17 protein-coding genes are annotated in these 16,690 nt (G+C 64.3%); 7 read left to right on the top strand and 10 right to left on the bottom strand.

Translation table 11 applies throughout. The features are described 5' to 3' along the window. Positions 1 to 87: 87 nt before the first annotated feature. The 8 genes from pqqD to pedF form a co-directional block, all read right to left on the bottom strand. A complete protein-coding gene (gene pqqD / locus ACF8E5_RS05570; RefSeq protein ID WP_100851339.1) occupies positions 88 to 360 on the bottom strand; it encodes a pyrroloquinoline quinone biosynthesis peptide chaperone PqqD in 273 nt (90 codons plus the stop codon). Positions 361 to 423: 63 nt separating this feature from the next. After that, positions 424 to 495, bottom strand: a complete 72-nt coding sequence (gene pqqA, locus ACF8E5_RS05565; RefSeq protein WP_003253598.1) for a pyrroloquinoline quinone precursor peptide PqqA — start codon at positions 493 to 495, stop codon at positions 424 to 426. A 119-nt stretch (positions 496 to 614) separates the two neighbouring features. Next, entirely contained in the window at positions 615 to 2,135 is a 1,521-nt protein-coding gene (locus ACF8E5_RS05560; RefSeq protein ID WP_392475003.1) for an aldehyde dehydrogenase family protein, read from the bottom strand. A gap of 118 nt (positions 2,136 to 2,253) precedes the next feature. Beyond that, positions 2,254 to 4,044 (bottom strand): PQQ-dependent alcohol dehydrogenase PedH, encoded by a 1,791-nt coding sequence (gene pedH, locus ACF8E5_RS05555; RefSeq protein ID WP_078478714.1) that lies wholly within the window; start codon positions 4,042 to 4,044, stop codon positions 2,254 to 2,256. Between the two features lie 141 nt (positions 4,045 to 4,185). Continuing rightward, entirely contained in the window at positions 4,186 to 5,118 is a 933-nt protein-coding gene (locus ACF8E5_RS05550) for a quinoprotein relay system zinc metallohydrolase 1 (RefSeq protein WP_392475002.1), read from the bottom strand. Positions 5,119 to 5,158: 40 nt separating this feature from the next. Beyond that, a complete protein-coding gene (locus ACF8E5_RS05545; protein WP_058637245.1) occupies positions 5,159 to 5,923 on the bottom strand; it encodes a quinoprotein dehydrogenase-associated SoxYZ-like carrier in 765 nt (254 codons plus the stop codon). Between the two features lie 9 nt (positions 5,924 to 5,932). Beyond that, positions 5,933 to 6,826 (bottom strand): ABC transporter substrate-binding protein, encoded by an 894-nt coding sequence (locus tag ACF8E5_RS05540; RefSeq protein ID WP_058637246.1) that lies wholly within the window; start codon positions 6,824 to 6,826, stop codon positions 5,933 to 5,935. Beyond that, entirely contained in the window at positions 6,823 to 7,284 is a 462-nt protein-coding gene (pedF, locus tag ACF8E5_RS05535) for a cytochrome c-550 PedF (protein ID WP_058605249.1), read from the bottom strand. The genes ACF8E5_RS05540 and pedF overlap by 4 nt, the downstream gene beginning before the upstream one ends. A 251-nt stretch (positions 7,285 to 7,535) precedes the next feature. Between pedF and exaA the strand changes: the two genes are divergently transcribed. Both exaA and ACF8E5_RS05525 read left to right on the top strand, forming a co-directional pair. Then, positions 7,536 to 9,431 (top strand): quinoprotein ethanol dehydrogenase, encoded by a 1,896-nt coding sequence (gene exaA / locus ACF8E5_RS05530; RefSeq protein WP_058605248.1) that lies wholly within the window; start codon positions 7,536 to 7,538, stop codon positions 9,429 to 9,431. 62 nt (positions 9,432 to 9,493) lie between these two features. After that, entirely contained in the window at positions 9,494 to 10,153 is a 660-nt protein-coding gene (locus ACF8E5_RS05525; RefSeq protein WP_392475001.1) for a pentapeptide repeat-containing protein, read from the top strand. A 14-nt stretch (positions 10,154 to 10,167) separates the two neighbouring features. Here the strand turns inward: ACF8E5_RS05525 and ACF8E5_RS05520 are convergent, their stop codons facing one another. Next, positions 10,168 to 10,806 carry a response regulator gene (locus tag ACF8E5_RS05520; RefSeq protein ID WP_392475000.1) on the bottom strand — a complete coding sequence of 213 codons (639 nt, stop codon included), beginning with the start codon at positions 10,804 to 10,806 and terminating at the stop codon, positions 10,168 to 10,170. Continuing rightward, a complete protein-coding gene (locus tag ACF8E5_RS05515) occupies positions 10,803 to 12,086 on the bottom strand; it encodes a histidine kinase (RefSeq protein ID WP_392474999.1) in 1,284 nt (427 codons plus the stop codon). Before ACF8E5_RS05515 ends, ACF8E5_RS05520 begins: the two co-directional genes overlap by 4 nt. Before the next feature lie 147 nt (positions 12,087 to 12,233). Here ACF8E5_RS05515 and ACF8E5_RS05510 point away from each other — a divergent pair, with 147 nt between their 5' ends. The 5 genes from ACF8E5_RS05510 (at position 12,234) to ACF8E5_RS05490 (ending at position 16,643) form a co-directional block, all read left to right on the top strand. Next, positions 12,234 to 13,427: an ABC transporter substrate-binding protein gene (locus ACF8E5_RS05510; RefSeq protein ID WP_392474998.1), complete on the top strand. Its 1,194-nt coding sequence runs from the start codon at positions 12,234 to 12,236 to the stop codon at positions 13,425 to 13,427. 29 nt (positions 13,428 to 13,456) lie between these two features. Beyond that, complete coding sequence (locus tag ACF8E5_RS05505; RefSeq protein ID WP_392474997.1) at positions 13,457 to 14,446, top strand: YVTN family beta-propeller repeat protein; 990 nt, start codon at positions 13,457 to 13,459, stop codon at positions 14,444 to 14,446. Then, on the top strand, positions 14,443 to 15,183 hold the full coding sequence (locus ACF8E5_RS05500) for an ABC transporter ATP-binding protein (protein ID WP_392474996.1): 741 nt from the start codon (positions 14,443 to 14,445) through the stop codon (positions 15,181 to 15,183). Before ACF8E5_RS05505 ends, ACF8E5_RS05500 begins: the two co-directional genes overlap by 4 nt. Then, complete coding sequence (locus tag ACF8E5_RS05495) at positions 15,183 to 15,974, top strand: ABC transporter permease (protein WP_058605241.1); 792 nt, start codon at positions 15,183 to 15,185, stop codon at positions 15,972 to 15,974. Before ACF8E5_RS05500 ends, ACF8E5_RS05495 begins: the two co-directional genes overlap by 1 nt. A 108-nt stretch (positions 15,975 to 16,082) precedes the next feature. Further along, positions 16,083 to 16,643: a PQQ-dependent catabolism-associated CXXCW motif protein gene (locus tag ACF8E5_RS05490; protein WP_392474995.1), complete on the top strand. Its 561-nt coding sequence runs from the start codon at positions 16,083 to 16,085 to the stop codon at positions 16,641 to 16,643. The last annotated feature ends 47 nt before the right edge of the window (positions 16,644 to 16,690 follow it).

Below are 16,690 nucleotides of genomic sequence, written 5' to 3'. Positions count from 1 at the left end.
GGCAAGCCTGTTCTTATTGTTCTGGAAGGTGAGTGCCAGCGTAATGCATCCATCGACGAAAGCAACCAGACCTAGGTGGCATCGTGTTCACTCGACCCAGGCCCTGGCCCTGGCGAGCTCGAGAAAGCCCAGCACGTCCTCCTCAAGACCTTGCACATCGGCAAAGCGCTGACGCAAGCACTCGATGACACCCGCCACGCTGAGCTGACCGTCCAGCAGTTCCAGCACCCAGCCAGCACTGCCGTTCAGTTCGATGACCACGCCCGGGCACTGCAGCACATGCATGCCTGTGCTCGGTTCCCAGCGCAAGCGGGCCCGACGGTGCACTTGCAAGGCCTGATGACGGGTGATCGGCTCCACGGCCCAGATTGTTCCTGGCGGGTAGAAAGACACCGGCCACCGCGTGGGTGGCCGGAGGGCGGATCAACGGTTAGCGAAGTACATCGTCACTTCAAAGCCAATGCGCAAGTCGGTGAAGGCGGGTTTGGTCCACATGGCGTGTCCTCTTCTTGTGCCGGACGATTCCGGTACAGCCATTAATGCACGGGCAGCCGCAGGGCCAAATGCTACTTTGGAACGAACTCACGGCGCCCATGGACGAGGGTGTCTGGGCCTTAGAAGAAGCCCAGTGGATTGATGTCATAGCTCACCAGCAGGTTCTTGGTCTGCTGGTAGTGGTCGAGCATCATCTTGTGGGTTTCACGGCCCACGCCCGACTTCTTGTAGCCCCCGAATGCAGCGTGCGCCGGGTACAAGTGGTAGCAGTTGGTCCAGACACGCCCGGCCTTGATCCCGCGGCCCATGCGGTAGGCACGGTTGATATCGCGGGTCCACACGCCGGCACCCAGCCCGAATTCACTGTCGTTGGCGATGGCCAGCGCCTCGGCTTCGTCCCTGAAGGTGGTCACGCCCACCACAGGCCCGAAGATCTCCTCCTGGAACACGCGCATCTTGTTGTCGCCCTTGAGCAGCGTGGGCTGGATGTAATAGCCGCTGGCCAAGTCGCCCTGCAGGCGCTCGGCAGCGCCGCCGGTCAGCAACTGAGCGCCTTCGTCCTGGGCAATCTGCAGGTAGGACAGGATCTTGTCGTACTGCTGTTCGGAGGCTTGCGCACCGACCATGGTCGAGGTATCGAGCGGGTTGCCACGGTTGATCTTGGCGATCTTCTTCATCACCTCAGCCATGAACGGCTCGTAGATCGATTCCTGAATCAGCGCCCGCGACGGGCAGGTGCACACCTCGCCCTGGTTGAAGAAGGCCAGCACCAACCCTTCGGCCGCCTTCTCGATGAAGGCCGGTTCGGCCTGCATGATGTCCTCGAAGAATACGTTCGGCGATTTGCCGCCCAGCTCTACCGTCGAGGGAATGATGTTGTCCGCGGCGCACTTCATGATGTGCGAGCCCACCGGCGTAGAGCCTGTGAAAGCGATTTTGGCGATGCGCTTGCTGGTGGCCAGGGCCTCCCCGGCTTCACGGCCAAACCCCTGGACGATGTTGAGCACGCCAGCTGGCAGCAGGTCGGCGATGAGCTCAGCGAAGACGGTAATCGACAGCGGCGTCTGCTCGGCGGGCTTGAGCACCACGCAGTTGCCGGCGGCCAGTGCCGGGGCCAGCTTCCAGGCGGCCATCAGCAAGGGGAAGTTCCAGGGGATGATCTGCCCCACTACACCCAGCGGTTCATGGAAGTGGTAGGCGACGGTGCCCTCGTTGATCTCGGCGGCGCCGCCCTCCTGAGCCCGGATGCAGCCGGCGAAATAGCGGAAATGATCCGCTGCCAGCGGCACGTCGGCATTGAGCGTTTCACGCACGGCCTTGCCGTTGTCCCAGGTTTCGGTGACCGCCAGTACCTCCAGGTTCTGCTCGATGCGATCGGCGATGCGCAGCAGCATCAGCGCGCGGTCCTGCACCGACGTCCTGCCCCAGGCATCGGCGGCGGCGTGGGCGGCGTCCAGGGCCTTGTCCACGTCTTGGGCCGTGGACCGAGGAAACTCGGCGATCGGCTGGCCGTTGACCGGCGAGCTGTTGGTGAAATACTGCCCCGCCACTGGCGGTACGAACTGGCCGTTGATGAAGTTGCCATAGCGTGGCTTGAAAGACACGACGGCGCCTGGGGTTCCGGGTTGTGCGTAGATCATGCTGAGCCTCTGCGGGTCGATGCCTGCCTGCGACAGGCGATACGACGATGGTAAAAAGCCCCGCCTGCCAGGCGAATGCATCGTTGGCAGCGGGGCGCTCGTCATTTGGTAGTAGGGTTCAGCGCTGCGCAGTCGCGCTGGTGCCTTGCAGGTGCTTGGGCAGCTTGAAGGTCCAGAGCATGCCGCCCTGGTTGAAGTCCTTGACCCGCTTGGCCACCTCCCCGCCCCACAGCGGCACTGCGCCCCCCCAGCCGGAGACCACCGAGACGTACTGCTCGCCGTCCATTTCCCAGGTCACGGGTGAGCCGAGCACACCGGAGCCGGTCTGGAACTCCCACACCTTTTCGCCGGTCTTGGCATCGAAAGCCTGGAGGAACCCCTCAGGGGTGCCGGTGAAGACCAGGTTGCCCTTGGTGGTCAACACCCCACCCCACAACGGGGCGTAGTTCTTGTGGCGCCAGACTTCCTTGCCGCTGACCGGATCGATGGCACGCAGCACGCCGATGTAGTCCTCGTTGAGCGGCTTGATGGTGAAGCCTGCGCCCAGGAACGCTGCGCCTTTCTTGTAGGCGATGCCCTCGTTCCAGATGTCCATGCCCCATTCGTTCGAAGGCACGTAGAACAGCCCGGTGTCACGGTTGTAGGCCATGGGCATCCAATTCTTGGCGCCCAGGAATGCTGGCGCGACGAAGACCGAGCTGCCCTTGGCTTCGCTGCCCGGCGCACCCGGGCGACTGGCGTCGTTGTAGAGCGGGCGGCCGTCCTTGTCCAGGCCCGTGGCCCAGGTGATCTTGTCGACGAAGGGGAAGCCGCGGATGAACTTGCCGTTGGTGCGGTCGAGCACGTAGAAAAAGCCGTTGCGGTCAGCGGTGGCGGCGGCCTTCACCTCCTTGCCCCCATCCTTGTAGTTGAACGATATCAGCTCGTTGACGCCGTCGAAGTCCCAGCCGTCGTGGGGCGTGCTCTGGAAGTGCCACTTGATCGTGCCATCGTCCGGGTTCAGTGCCAGGCGCGAGGACGAATACAGGTTGTCGCCGGGACGCAGGTGCGAGTTCCAGGGGGCGGGGTTACCGGTGCCGAACAGAATCAGGTTGGTTTCCGGGTCGTAGTAGCCGCCCAGCCAGGGAGCAGCACCGCCGGTCTTCCACAGGTCGCCCGGCCAGGTCTTGCCGGCTTCACCGCCCGAGATGCCGTTCTCGATGGCCTTGCCGTCCTTGTAGACATAGCCCATGTGGCCCTCGACGGTGGGCCGCATCCAGAGCAACTCGCCGTTCTGCGGGTTGTAGGCCTGGATCTTGCCCACCACCCCGAACTCGCCCCCGGCAACGCCGGTAATGAGCTTGCCGTTGACGATCATGGGTGCAGCGCTGATGGAGTAGCCTTCCTTGTGGTCAGCCACCTTCTTGCTCCACACCACCTTGCCAGTGTCCTTGTTCAGGGCCACCAGCTTGGCATCCAGGGTGCCGAAGAAGACCAGGTTGCCGTACAGCGCAACACCCCGGTTGATGACATCGCAGCAAGGGCGGATATCGTCGGGCAGGCGGGCGTCGTATTGCCACAGTTTCTTGCCGGTGCGTGCGTCCACGGCAAATACCCGTGAGTAGGAGCCTGTGAGGTACATGACCCCATCCTTGATCAACGGCTGCGCCTGCTGGCCGCGTTGCTTCTCCCCGCCGAAGGAGAATGCCCAAACCGGCCGCAACTCCTTGACGTTGCCGGTGTTAAGCATGTCCAACGGGCTGTAGCGCTGGCCCTGCACGCCCAGCCCGTTGGTCACGATCTGCTGGGGGTTCTTGGGGTCTTGCAGGATTTCGGCATCGGTGACGCCGGCATGGGCTGCGCCGGCGAGCAGCAAGGCGCTGAACACAAGGCTCAAGGCAAACACGGGACGGCATGGAGTACGGGTCATGGCAGTACCTTTGGCTTTTTGTTATGCCGGGAAATTTTCCCGGTGTGGCGGGAATTCTTGTTCCCGCCCTGGCTGCCAGCAATTGACCGCAATACGCAAAACCCTAGTTCCTTGGTACAAGAGCACTAGGCCTGGCCGTTATCAGGGCCTGAGATCCACCCGTTGCATTACCTGCTTTTCATAGCGCGGGTACAGGTGGCTGACACTTCGAATCAGCTCATAGCGCGTCAGGCTGATCGCGGCAAACCGCTCAGGCACAGGGCTGCGGATCAGCTCGACCATGTCGGCGCCCCGCTCGGCGCCCTCGCGCATCAGGCCGTCCAGCCAGCCCAGGTAATCGTGCATCTGGACAAAGGGCCTGGTATCGCTTGCGACAGGGCCATGGCCCGGTACCAGTTGCTTCCAGGGCAAGGCCTGCAACGTGTCCAGGTCACGCTGCCACACGTCCAGCCCCGGGCTGTTGGACGTGGTCAGGGCGCGCTCGTAGAACACCAGGTCGCCAGCGAACAGCACGCCGGTCGTTTCATCGAAAATGGCCAGGTCAGCGCCGGTATGCCCTGCCAACCCCAACAGGCGCAATCGATGCCCGCCCACTTCACGCACGCCGGGTTGAATCACCTCGGTCGGCAAGAGCACTTCGGTGCCACGCATCCAGTCGCCGACCAAACGGTACATGTTCTCGGCCATCGCATCGCCCTGCTGGCGCAACAGCTCGGTCGTACCGGCCAGCGCAGCGATCGGCACATCGGCGAATGCCTGGTTACCCAACACATGATCAGGGTGGTGGTGGGTCAACAGGACTTCGATGACAGGCTTGTCCGTAACCCCGGCGATGGCCTGGCGCAAGGCCTCCCCATAGCGCTTGGACGGCCCGCTGTCGATCACTACCACGCCGGCATCGGTCACGATGAACGCCGTGTTCACGACATTGCCGCCGTTGGCCTTGGCGAAATTCTCGGTGCTGCCTTCAAGCACCCAGGTGCCCTGGGCGATCTGGCGCGGCGCGAGCCGGTAATCGAAGTCGGCCAGCGCCGGCAGGCACACGCCCAGCAGCAAGAGCATCATCCATCGCATCAGGTGCCTCCCATCGAGCATGAAAACAAGCCGGTCATATTCAGGGCACGGCGGCTTCGAACCGGTTGCCGCTGTTGTCCTGCAGCACCAGGCGGGTAGGCCCTGGCGCGCGCACATCGAACCCAAGGCTTGGGTTTTCACTCACCGCCGGATAAAGCACCAAAGCCGCCAACCGCTGCCCATGTTCATCCAGCAGCTCAGCTTGGTTTATGAAGAATTCCGGAATCCCGCTGACCAGGCCATTGTCCATGGGGTGAGCGATCTGCAGGCGCAAGCGGCTGCCTTCCTGGCGCCGATAGCGCCCGCCGAGCACTTCACCCAGATGCTCCTCCCACCCTGGCTGGGTGCGCACCACGCTGGGTGCGGTGCAACCCCCACCGGCTGCGTCGACCAGGGCCGATCCCACATGCCAGATGCCGTCGCGGGTCAGCGCAGCTGCCCGTAACGGCGTGGCCTGCTCGACCCGGATGCGCACCGACAGCCAAGGCATGACCTGTTCCCCTGGTTCGAAGTCGACGATGCGCGGCAATGGATTGAGCTCGGCCCAGGCCAGAATCCGCACCACATCAGGCAAAGCCCTGGCATCGATCTCCAGCGGGACCTGGCGGGCATCCTCGGCAAAAGGCGGCGCCAGCAGTTTGACCCGATCATCGAAGACGAACGGCGCCTGGTTCAGGATCTGCTTGTGGTAGAACGCCCACATCACCGAAGGGACAGGGTCGGCATTGCTGGCGGGCGCGTCGCCCAGCCCATGAGTCGACCAGCTCAGGATGCACAGCAGCCCCAACCCCGCTCGCCAGTTCATCGCTCGCTCCTATTGGTACATCTCCGGGACCTCATAGCGCAGCCCGTAGTGCGCGTAGAGCGCCTGCATGCGACCCTCGCGGATCATCGCTTCGAGGGTTTCTTCCAGGGCGTAGGCCAGCTGCCGGTTGCTTTCATGCACCGCCATTCCGATTTCCCACACCTGCTTGCCCAGGCTGGGGTAGGCGTTTTCGGCCACCTGCAGATGCGGGTTGCGGGCCTGGTGCAGTTGCCAGTCCACTTCACCGCGCATGGCCATCACCGCATCCACCTCGCCTTGGCCCAGGGCCGCAAACGCCCGCTGCACGCTGGGGTAGTGGCGTGCGCTGGCACGCAGTAGCCCGTCGAACACCGATGTCAGGTAGAACGAAGGTACGCTGTCTACCTCGACTCCGACCGGGTGGCCCTTGAGTGCCGCGATACTGCCAACCGACGGCAGGCGCCTGCGATCGAACGCCACCTGCCAGCGCTCCTGCTGGTAAGGGCCGAACATCACCACCTGGCCATTTTCCAGCTCGCCCAGTTCGTTGCGCTTCTGGGTATACGCCTGGTCGTAAGGCACGCGCATCATCACATCGGCCAACTGCTGGTGACGCAGCGGACTTGCTCGCCAGATGTAATCGCGCAGGTCGTCGTCGAGCTTCTCGCCAGGCGGCGCCCAGATCAGCTGCAGCCGCACGCCCATCGCGTCGGCAAGCGCCTGCGCCAGCTCCACGTCCACCCCACGCGCCTGGCCATGGTCCTGGAAACTGTAGGGGGCAAAGTCCTTGTAGACCGCGACCTTGAGCTCGCCTGCGGCGATGATCGAATCGTAATTGCGCACCTGCCCCTGCACCGCCGCCCCCCACAGCAGCAGGCCGGCGATGGCGCAAAGCCTGGCTGCCCAGTGGCGCACGACGTTCATTCGTCCACGTGTACGCTGTCCAGGTAGGTGCGCACCGCCCATAGCGCTTCCTGGCTCAGGTAGTCCGCCATCTTGGGCATGTACACGCGGCCATCGCGCACGGCACCGTGACGCACACGTTCGACAAACCACTCATCGCCCGCTTCGCCGACGTCGAGCATGCGCAGGTCAGGTGCAATGCCGCCGGACTTGGCTTCCAGACCATGGCACGCTGCGCAGTTCTGGTTGTACGCCGACGCGCCGATTTCAACCGCCTTGTCGTGCTCGGGAGACTCCCGGTAAGGGTTGACCGCCGCCCAGCCATCGGCATCCAGGCTCACGCCGGCATCCTTGATCGGGGTCAGCCCCTGGGTTTCTACCGCCTGAGGCACCACGTTGCCGTGGGCCCAGGCCGACCCGGTCAACACGGCACCGGCCAACAGGCCTGCAGCAAGCACGACGTTGCGTTTGATTGTCATTGTTATGCCCTCACGGTTGCACCCAAGGCCTCAACCACAGAGGCCGTGCCGCCATCTTAGAAAGCGCAGCGCCGGGGCCGTATGCTGCTTTGGTGGTCGGGTGTTCGTTCCTTGGTAGTAGGGCTTGCGACGAAGTGCGAAAAGAGGTTGGCGCTGGGAAGTTTTCCCGGCCACGGCGGGATTTTCTCCCTGTTGCGCAGCGCCCAGGCGGACCACGCTGTGCGGGCCAAACTCCACAGGGAATCGCAACCATGACAACAAGATCGCTACCCGCCCCGTCTCCCCTGGCCCTGAGCGTGAGGGCCCTGCTGCTGGCCGCAAGCCTGGCCACCGGGACAGTGGCCACGGCGGCCACCACAAGCCCGGCACCTGCCAGCAAGAACGTGACCTGGGAAGACATCGCCAACGACCACCTCACGCCCGGCGATGTGCTGCAATACGGCATGGGCACCAACGCCCAGCGCTGGAGCCCGCTGGCCCAGGTCAACGACAAGAACGTGTTCAAGCTGACCCCGGCCTGGTCCTACTCCTTTGGTGACGAAAAGCAGCGTGGCCAGGAGTCCCAGGCCATCGTCAGCGACGGCGTGGTGTACGTTACCGGTTCCTACTCGCGGGTATTCGCCCTCGATGCCAAGACCGGCAAACGCCTGTGGACCTACAACCACCGCCTGCCGGACAACATTCGTCCGTGCTGCGACGTGGTCAACCGTGGCGCTGCCATCTACGGCGACAAGGTCTATTTCGGCACCCTGGACGCTCGGGTCATCGCGCTGAACAAGAACACAGGCAAGGTGGTGTGGAACAAGAAGTTCGGCGACCACAGCGCCGGCTACACCATGACCGGGGCGCCCGTGCTGGTCAAAGACAAGACCAGCGGCAAGGTGCTGCTGATCCACGGCAGCTCGGGCGATGAATTCGGTGTGGTGGGCCAGCTGTTCGCCCGTGACCCGGAAACCGGCGAGGAAGTGTGGATGCGCCCCTTCGTGGAGGGCCACATGGGCCGCCTCAATGGCAAGGACAGCACCCCCACCGGCAACGTCAAGGCACCGTCCTGGCCGGATGACCCGACCACCGAAACCGGCAAGGTGGAGGCCTGGAGCCATGGCGGCGGCGCACCCTGGCAGAGCGCAAGCTTCGATGCCGAGACCAACACCATCATCGTCGGTGCCGGCAACCCCGGCCCCTGGAACACCTGGGCACGCACCGCCAAGGACGGCAACCCGCACGATTACGACAGCCTCTATACCTCCGGCCAGGTGGGCGTGGACCCCAGCACCGGCGAGGTCAAATGGTTTTACCAGCACACCCCCAACGACGCCTGGGACTTCTCTGGCAACAACGAGCTGGTGCTGTTCGACTACAAGGACAAACACGGCAAGGTGATCAAGGCCACGGGGCATGCCGACCGCAACGGCTTCTTCTACGTGGTCGATCGTAACGACGGCAAGCTGCAGAACGCCTTCCCCTTCGTCGACAACATCACCTGGGCCAGCCACATCGACCTCAAGACCGGCCGCCCCGTGGAAAATCCAGGGCAACGGCCCGCCAAGCCGCTGCCGGGCGAAACCAAGGGCAAGCCGGTGGAAGTGTCGCCACCCTTCCTGGGCGGCAAGAACTGGAACCCCATGGCCTATAGCCAGGACACCGGGCTTTTCTACATCCCGGGCAACCAGTGGAAAGAGGAGTACTGGACCGAGGAGGTGAACTACAAGAAAGGCTCCGCTTACCTGGGCATGGGCTTTCGCATCAAGCGCATGTACGACGACCACGTAGGCACCCTGCGTGCCATGGACCCGACCACCGGCAAGCTGGTGTGGGAACACAAGGAGCACCTGCCGCTGTGGGCCGGGGTGCTGGCGACCAAGGGCAACCTGGTGTTCACCGGCACCGGTGACGGTTTCTTCAAGGCGTTCGACGCCAAGACCGGCAAGGAGCTGTGGAAATTCCAGACCGGCAGCGGCATCGTTTCCCCGCCCATTACCTGGGAGCAGGACGGAGAGCAGTACATCGGCGTCACCGTCGGCTATGGCGGCGCGGTACCGCTGTGGGGTGGCGACATGGCCGAACTGACCAAGCCAGTTGCCCAAGGCGGTTCGTTCTGGGTGTTCAAGATACCGAGCTGGGACAACCCGACCGCTCAACGTTGACCGACAGCGGGGTGCGGTCTGGCTGCGCCCTGCCCTTTTCCGTCTGCCCAGAGAGCTCGATCATGACTTTTCTACCCCTGGCCTTGTTGCTGGCCGTCACACCCGCGATGGCGCTGGCCACTGACATCGACGACAGCGACACGCCGTTGAGCATCAACGGCTGCGTGATTGCCGAAGCCAGCCAATGCCCCGGCGCCGACCTGCGGGGCGCCAAACTGGCCAACCAGGACCTGCGCAAGATGAACCTGGCCGGCGCCGACCTGCGCGATGCCGACCTGCGCCACGCCCGGCTGGACCTGGCCAACCTCGAAAAGGCCCGATTGCAGGGCGCCAACCTGACCCGCGCCAGCCTGCAGCAAAGCAACCTGCGCCTGGCCAACCTGAGCGGCGCACGGCTGATGGCCATCCAGGGCTGGGGGCTGTTCGCCCAGGGCGCCCAGTTCGCCAACGCTGACCTTAGCGCCGCCTACTTGCAATTCGCCCGGCTCTCCGGTGCCAGGATGCAGCAGGCCAACTTGCAGGCGGCCGATCTGGAAATGGCCTGGCTGAGCAAGACCGACTTGCGCGGCGCTCATCTGAACGATGCCAACCTTCAGGAAACCAAGCTCGGCCAGAGCAACCTCGAACAAGCCCATCTGGAGGGCGCGCGCCTTCACTACGGCAACTTCCAGGACGCCAACATGCAAGGCTGCACCGGCTGCCCAGCCACTTGGGAACATTGACCTGCAGAACTTGGCTACCCCGCTACACGTACCAGACCCAGGTCGATACCCATGTGCACCAGTTCAGCATGGGAGCCGACCTGCAGTTTGCTCTTGAGCGTGGTCAGGTGATTGGAGACGGTCTTTGCGCTGATGCACAGCTGCTCGGCGATCGACCGAGCTGGTGTGCCACGAACCAGCATCACGAAGATTTCCAGTTCACGCTGGGTCAGGCGTTGCAGCCTGGGATCACAGGCATCGTGCGTCGTGCTGCAGGCCAGCTGCGTGGCCAGCCCCTGCTCGATGTAGGCGTGCCCGGCAAGCACGCGCTGTACGGCCTCGACCAACACTTGCGGGGCCGAGTTCTTGGTCAGGTAGCCGGCGGCGCCGGCGTCCAGCGCCTGGCGTACCAGTGGCAGCTCGTCATGCATGCTGAAGAACAGCACCCGCAACTGCGGCAGGCGCTGGCGCAGGCGTCGGGTGGTTTCCAACCCACTGATGCCGGGCAGGCCGAAGTCCATGATCACCAGGTTCGGTACCTGCTCCTGCACCCGGGCCAGGGCTTCTTCACCGCTGGCAGCCTCGCGCACCTGCATCGCTGGCAACACGGCGCGCAACAGGCTGGCGTAGCCCTGGCGGACCACGGCGTGATCGTCGACCAGCACGATATTCATGACACCTCCAAAGGGATCGTCAGGGCCAGTGCCCACCCGGCACCGGGATGGCTGAGTATGCGCAATTCACCGCCCAGGCTGCGGGCGCGCTCGGCCATCGAATGCAGGCCTACCCCTGGGCGCCCAGGCTGGCTGGCACCACAGCCATCGTCGCGAACCAGCAGGCGCAGCCCGTTGGCGCCGCGTTGCAGGCGTATCCGCACCTGACGGGCGCGGGCATGACGGGCGACGTTGGTCAGCGCTTCCTGCAACAACCGGTACAGATGCGTGCGTCGAGTGGGTGACAGCGCCGGCAACTGGGCGCCGACCAGCAACTGGCACTCGATGGCCTGGCTGGCACGCCATTGGCTCACCAACTGGTTGAGCGCCTCCGCCATGGGCAGGTGCTGCAGCGCAACCGGATACAAGTCCCGTACCAAGGCGCGGAAACCGAACTGCAAGCCTGCGCAATTGCTTTCCAGCGTCTGGGTGGTTTGCCGCACCTGCTCAGGCTGGTGGGCACACAATTGAAACAGGCACACCTGGGCGCGGATGCCGGCCACGTACTGGCCCAGGTCGTCGTGCAACGCCTGAGCCAGTCTGGTCCGCTCCTGCTCCTGAACCGCCAGCAAAGCGCCAGTCAGTTGCCGGTTGTCGGCCTGGGCCTGCTCGATCGCCGCAGCCATCTGGTTGAAGTGCCCGGCCAACTGGCGCGCTTCCGGGCCACCGGTCTCTTGCAGGCGCACGTCCAGCTGACCTCCCGACACCTGACGCAATGCACACAGCAGCGCGGCCAGCAGCCGCAGCCCGCGCCGCACGGCCCAACTGATGGACAGCAGGCTCAGGGTCAACGCGACAACACAGACCGCCAGCAACTGTTGCAGCGAATCCCAGACTTCGTCCACCTCATCGCGGGCGTCCACGCTCAGCGCGACGCGCCGGCCGTCATCGAGGGCCAGCAGGCGCGTGCTGTCGTAGTACTTGCCTGCCAGCACCGCGCCCAACCAGCCATCGAGCCCGGCCGCGGACGGCACCGACGCTTTTTCAACCTCGCCAGGGACCAGCCACTGCACGCGCACGTGGCGCAGGTGCTCGGTCAGCGTAGGTTCCAGGCTCGCCGGATTGTGGCTGGCGGCTTGGGCCATGTACGCCATCACCGCTTCGGCCGACTGCAACTCCCGTTTCACATCGGCTGATGCCTGATGCAGCACGACCCCCGCACAGGCTAGGGTCAACACCGCGAAACAGCCAGTGACCCACAGGTTGATACGCCATAGGGCAGACAGATTGGCAGCGAGCATGACCGGACTCCAGGGTAACTGCTGTCATCCTAGGGCCCGGCGCGGGCGCATCGGCTACTACCTTGGTAGCGGCTGGGCGCTACTTTCTGCATATTCCCCGGCCCCGGCAGGCTTTCTATGCTGGCGCCATCTGCCGTGGAGTGCGATATGCGCCAGCCTGCCCACCTTGTCCTGACCTGCCTGCTGACCCTGCTCGCGCCGACGGTTTGGGCGCAAGACCAGCAGGCTGACACCCGGGCTGCGAGCGCGTTGCACATCCGCATCGGCTACCTGGGCTATCGTCCTGACAGCGGGCCGCTGTTGTCCAACATCCTGCCTGAACCGGAAGATGCCGGCCTGCAAGGGGCGCAACTGGCCATTGCCGACAGCAACAGCACCGGGCGGTTTTTCAAACAGCAGTTCGAGCTGGTCAGCGCCCGTGCCGACTCCGCCGAGCGACTGCTGCATGCTGCCCAGGCCCAGCATGGGGAAGGCGTGCGGTTGTTCGTCGTCAATGCGCCGGTCGCCAGCCTGCGGGCCTTGTCTGTGGCCCTGCCCGACAGCCTGCTGTTCAATGCCGGCAGCCCGGATGACGCCGTACGCAGCACGCAGTGCCTGGGCAATGTGCTGCACGCCCTGCCTGGGCGGGCGATGCTGGCCGATGCGCTGGTGCAGTTTCTGGTGCTGCGCAAATGGCAGCGCGGCTTGCTGATCGTCGGGCAGACCCCGGACGATGAAGCCTACGCCGCCGCACTGCGCCGCGCGGCGAAGCGCTTTGGCCTGCACCTGGTGGCCGAGAAACGCTGGACGTTCGACAACGACCAGCGCCGCAGCGCCCAGGCCGACATGCCGCTGTTCACCCAGGCGCGCGAATACGACGTGGTGCTGGTGGCTGATGAACGTGGCGACTTCGGCGAGTACGTGCCCTACCAGACCTGGTTACCCCGCCCGGTCGCCGGCACTCAGGGCTTGACGCCCACTGGCTGGCACATGACCGTGGAAACGTTCGGCGCCGCGCAATTGCAAAAACGTTTCCAAGCGCAGGCCGGCCGCTGGATGAACGACCGTGACTTCGCAGCCTGGATGGCCGTGCGCAGCATCGCTACGGCGGTCAGCAAGCTGGGTGAAGCCAGGCCCGAGGCCTTGCAGCAGCTGCTTGTCAGCGAACAATTGCCACTCGATGGCTTCAAGGGGCGCAAGCTCAGCTACAGGCCCTGGAATGGCGAGCTGCGCCAACCCATCCCCCTGGTGCAGCCCAGGGCCCTGGTCAGCACCTCACCGCAGGAAGGCTTCCTGCACCCTTCCAATGAGATGGACAGCCTGGGGTTCGACAAGGCCGACGTGACCTGTACGTACCCCTGACACGCCCAAACAATAACAAGGAATCTGCCATGCGCCGCCTCCCCTCATCACGCAGCCTGCTGTGCGCCAGTTTGCTGCCGGCCGTGTTAGCCGTGGCCTGCGAGCCTACCCTGGCCGCCACCGCCTGGGTGTCCAACGAGAAGGACAACACCCTGAGCCTGATCGACCTGCAGACCTTGACGGTAACCGACACCCTGCCCGTCGGCCAACGCCCGCGCGGCCTGCTGCTGTCACACGACAACAAGCTGCTGTACATCTGCGCCAGCGATTCGGATCGGGTGCAGGTGATGGACGTGGCCAGCCGTACCCTCGTCAAGGAACTGCCCTCAGGCAAAGACCCCGAGCAGTTCGCCCTGCATCCCAATGACCGTTGGCTGTACGTGTCCAACGAAGACGATGCCCTGGTCACGGTCATTGATACCGTGACCGACACGGTACTGGCCCAGGTGGAGGTGGGCATCGAGCCTGAGGGCATGGCCGTGAGCCCGGATGGCAAATGGGCGGTCAATACCAGCGAAACCACCAATATGCTGCACTGGATCGACACCCAGACCCAGACCCTGGCCGACAGCACGCCGGTGGACCAGCGCCCGCGTTTCGTGGAATTCAGCCAGGACGGCAAACACCTGTGGGCGTCGGCGGAAATTGGCGGGACCGTCACCATCCTGGACGTGGCTTCGCGCCAGGTGCTCAAGACCCTGAACTTCCCCATCAAGGGCGTGCACCCTGACAAAGTCCAGCCGGTGGGCGTCAAGCTCAGCGCCGATGGCAAGTACGCGTTCGTGGCGCTGGGCCCGGCCAATCATGTGGCGGTGGTCGATGCCAGGACATTCGAGGTGCTGGACTACCTGCTGGTGGGGCGCCGCGTCTGGCAGCTGGCCTTCACCCCTGACCAGCAGCAGCTGCTGGCTACCAATGGCGTGAGCGGCGACGTATCGGTGATCGACGTGGCCAGCCTCAAGGTGCTCAAGTCGATCAAGGTCGGCCGCTACCCATGGGGCGTGGTGGTCACGCCATGAGCGCACTGCACATAGCAGGGGTCAGTTTCGCCTACGGTCAGCGCGCAGCGCTCAGGGACGTGACCTTCAACCTGGCGCCGGGCCACTTTACCGCCTTGCTGGGGCCCAATGGCGCCGGCAAGTCGACCCTGATTGCCTTGATGACCTGCCTGTATGACTTGCAGCACGGCGATATCCAGGTATTGGGCAGTTCGCTGCGCCACCAGCCGCGGGCGGCCCTGGGCCAGTTGGGCGTCGTGTTTCAGCAGAGCACGCTGGACCTGGACCTTGGCGTGGAGCAGAACCTGCGCTATCACGCGGCGCTGCATGGCCTGCCCCGACGGGAAGCCCAGCGCCGCGTGGACGCCGAGCTGGCCCGCCAAGGGCTGGGGGAACGGCGTCGTGACCCTGTGCGTGAACTCAATGCCGGGCACAGGCGCCGCGTCGAAATTGCCCGGGCCTTGCTGCACGGGCCCCGCCTGTTGCTGCTCGACGAAGCCAGCGTTGGCCTGGACCCGGCCAGCCGGCAGGCGCTCAACCAGCACGTACGCGATTTGTGTCGTGGCGATCAGCGCTTGAGTGTGCTGTGGACCACCCACCTGCTCGATGAAGTGCAGCAGGCCGATGACTTGGTCATCCTGCACCAGGGTCGGGTGGTGGCAAGTGGGCCTGCCGAAGCCATGATGCAGCCCCACGGCGGCGACCTGGGCCGGACATTCGCCCATCACACGCGGGACATGGCCGGAGCACCCACCTGATGAACGCCTACTGGTACTGCTTCAGCGGCATCCTCATGCGTGAAGCCCTGCGCTTCGTGCGCCAGCGCACGCGCCTGTTGAGCGCACTGGTGCGCCCTTTGCTGTGGCTGGTGGTATTCGCTGCCGGGTTTCGTGCGGCACTGGGCATCGCCATCATCGAGCCTTACGACAGCTACATTCCCTACGAGGTCTACATCGTGCCGGGGCTGGCCTGCATGATCCTGCTGTTCAATGGCATGCAGGGTTCGCTATCGATGGTCTACGACCGGGAGATGGGCAGCATGCGGGTGCTGTTGACCAGCCCGCTGCCCAGGGCTTTTCTGTTGTGCAGCAAGCTTATGGCGACGTCGCTGATCTCCGTGTTGCAGGTGTACATCTTCCTCGTCATCGCCTGGCTGTACGGCATTGAGCCCCCGGTCGGCGGCCTGGGGCTGGCCCTGCCCGCAGTGCTGCTGGTGGGGTTCATGCTCAGTGCATTGGGACTGCTGCTGTCCAATGCCATCCGCCAGCTGGAGAATTTTGCCGGGGTGATGAATTTCGTGATCTTCCCTCTGTTCTTTCTGTCGTCGGCGCTTTATCCGCTGTGGAAAATGCAGGAGGCCAGCCAGTGGCTGTACTGGCTGTGCGCGGTCAACCCGTTCACCCATGCGGTCGAGCTGGTGCGCTTTGCGCTCTACGAGCGGCTGAACCTGCTGGCGCTGGCGGTATGCCTGGCGCTGAGCGTGCTGTTTACGCTGCTGGCCATCGTCACCTTCAACCCGCAGCACGCCGCCCTGCGCAAGCCACGGTGAGCCAGGCCCTCGCCTCTACTACTTTGGTACTGCCCAGGGTGTCTATGGTCGCATTCACAAAGCCACGGCACTGGCATGTAATGCGCCTATAACAAGAAGGAACAGACCATGCCACGTGCCCTCCAAAGGCTGCCCCTGCGTTTGCTGGCCGCCGCCTCGCTGAGCCTTCTGCTGGGCCATGCCCTGGCCGACACCCCACCGACGTTCACGCCAGATGGCTACCGCGCCACGCTGTACCGCAGCCCGACCCCACCGCAGGTCGAAGGTGGCAGGGTGATAGACACTGCCGCACTGCAGGCGATGATGCGGGGCCATCCGGCGCCTGTCCTGATTGACGTTTACCGCCGTCAGTGGCTGCATGAACGCTTCATCGAAGATGAACCCCATGCCAACCTGCCCGGTAGCCTGTGGCTGCCCAACACCGGGGACGGCGTGCTCAGCCCAGACTGGCAACGTTACTTCGAGCATCACCTGCGTCTGGCCACAGGGGGCGAGCCTCAGTACCCCGTCGTTTTCTACTGCCGGGCCGATTGCTGGTTGAGCTGGAACGCGGTAAAACGCGCAGCACACCTGGGCTACACCAACCTCTACTGGTACCGCGACGGGCTCGACGCCTGGCAGCAGGCCAACCTGCCCGTGCAGGCGGCCCAGCCAGCGCCGTTTCCCTGACCGGGCCCTTGCCCCTGCTCGCTCAATCATTCAAACAAGAACAAGGT

The sequence above is a fragment of the Pseudomonas sp. WSY_20 genome (genome assembly GCF_043104335.1).
GTDB classification, from domain to species: domain Bacteria; phylum Pseudomonadota; class Gammaproteobacteria; order Pseudomonadales; family Pseudomonadaceae; genus Aquipseudomonas; species Aquipseudomonas parafulva_B.
The sequence above is the reverse complement of the archived record's forward strand: the minus strand, read 5'-3'. Positions and strand labels throughout refer to the sequence as shown.

Coding starts and splice junctions, on each gene's coding strand:
- ACF8E5_RS05495 (WP_058605241.1), top strand. CDS start 15,183: ATGAACGCCTACTGGTACTGCTTCAGCGGCATCCTCATGCGTGAAGCC.
- pedH (WP_078478714.1), bottom strand. CDS start 4,044: ATGACCCGTACTCCATGCCGTCCCGTGTTTGCCTTGAGCCTTGTGTTC.
- ACF8E5_RS05540 (WP_058637246.1), bottom strand. CDS start 6,826: ATGAACGTCGTGCGCCACTGGGCAGCCAGGCTTTGCGCCATCGCCGGC.
- exaA (WP_058605248.1), top strand. CDS start 7,536: ATGACAACAAGATCGCTACCCGCCCCGTCTCCCCTGGCCCTGAGCGTG.
- ACF8E5_RS05500 (WP_392474996.1), top strand. CDS start 14,443: ATGAGCGCACTGCACATAGCAGGGGTCAGTTTCGCCTACGGTCAGCGC.
- ACF8E5_RS05560 (WP_392475003.1), bottom strand. CDS start 2,135: ATGATCTACGCACAACCCGGAACCCCAGGCGCCGTCGTGTCTTTCAAG.
- ACF8E5_RS05515 (WP_392474999.1), bottom strand. CDS start 12,086: ATGCTCGCTGCCAATCTGTCTGCCCTATGGCGTATCAACCTGTGGGTC.
- pedF (WP_058605249.1), bottom strand. CDS start 7,284: ATGACAATCAAACGCAACGTCGTGCTTGCTGCAGGCCTGTTGGCCGGT.
- ACF8E5_RS05520 (WP_392475000.1), bottom strand. CDS start 10,806: ATGAATATCGTGCTGGTCGACGATCACGCCGTGGTCCGCCAGGGCTAC.
- ACF8E5_RS05505 (WP_392474997.1), top strand. CDS start 13,457: ATGCGCCGCCTCCCCTCATCACGCAGCCTGCTGTGCGCCAGTTTGCTG.
- ACF8E5_RS05545 (WP_058637245.1), bottom strand. CDS start 5,923: ATGAACTGGCGAGCGGGGTTGGGGCTGCTGTGCATCCTGAGCTGGTCG.
- ACF8E5_RS05490 (WP_392474995.1), top strand. CDS start 16,083: ATGCCACGTGCCCTCCAAAGGCTGCCCCTGCGTTTGCTGGCCGCCGCC.
- ACF8E5_RS05525 (WP_392475001.1), top strand. CDS start 9,494: ATGACTTTTCTACCCCTGGCCTTGTTGCTGGCCGTCACACCCGCGATG.
- ACF8E5_RS05510 (WP_392474998.1), top strand. CDS start 12,234: ATGCGCCAGCCTGCCCACCTTGTCCTGACCTGCCTGCTGACCCTGCTC.
- ACF8E5_RS05550 (WP_392475002.1), bottom strand. CDS start 5,118: ATGCGATGGATGATGCTCTTGCTGCTGGGCGTGTGCCTGCCGGCGCTG.